The following is a 935-nucleotide window of genomic DNA, read 5'->3' as shown; positions in this document are numbered from 1 at the left end:
ACGGCCGTCCAGTCCACCCCCACACCCCGCACCCACGCCTCCGCCAACGACATCAGGAAACGGTGCGCACCACCCCGGTCCCGCCGCAACGTGCCCACCACCACCGCATCCGGCGCCGCCTCCTGCACCGCCATCCCCAACACCGGATGCGAACTCACCTCCACGAACGCCCCATAGCCCTGCCCCACCAGAGCCTCGACCGCATCCGCGAAACGCACCCGCTCACGCAGATTCCGATACCAGTAACCCCCGTCCAAACCAGCCGTGTCCACGACCTCCGCCAGCGTCGTCGAGAAGAACGGCACCACACCCGAACGCGGCACCACCGGAGCCAGCACCTCCGCCAGCTCCGCCTCGATGTCCTCCACATGCCAGGTGTGCGAGGCGTAATCCACCGGCACACGACGCGCCCGGACACCCACCCCCTCACAGTGCGCCATCAACTCATCGAGAGCGTCCGCATCCCCCGCCACCACCACCGAACCCGGACCGTTCACCGCAGCAACACCGACACGACCCGCCCAACCCGCCAGCAACTCCTCCACACCATCCAACGACAACGGCACCGACACCATCCCGCCACGCCCCGCGATCGCACGGATCGCCCGCGAACGCAACGCCACCACCCGCGCACCGTCCTCCAACGACAGACCACCCGCCACCACCGCAGCAGCGATCTCCCCCTGCGAATGACCCACCACCACCGACGGCACCACCCCACACCCCCGCCACACCGCCGCCAACGACACCATCACCGCCCACGACACCGGCTGCACCACATCCACATCAACCAACTCACCCCCACCCCGCACCACCTCACTCAACGACCAGTCCACAAAAGGAGCCAACGCCCCCTCACACGCCTCCATCGACGCCGCGAACACCGGCGACACCTCCCACAACTCCCGCCCCATCCCCACCCACTGCGCCCCCTG

1 protein-coding gene is annotated in these 935 nt (G+C 68.7%); it reads right to left on the bottom strand.

Going from position 1 to position 935, the window contains the following annotated elements:
* A partial coding sequence (locus IE239_RS41495; protein ID WP_190154612.1) for an acyltransferase domain-containing protein occupies positions 1-935 on the bottom strand: 935 nt, incomplete at both ends.

The organism is Streptomyces humidus, from assembly GCF_014649655.1.
Taxonomy (GTDB): domain Bacteria; phylum Actinomycetota; class Actinomycetes; order Streptomycetales; family Streptomycetaceae; genus Streptomyces; species Streptomyces humidus.
This window is presented reverse-complemented; position numbering and strand designations above follow the sequence as displayed.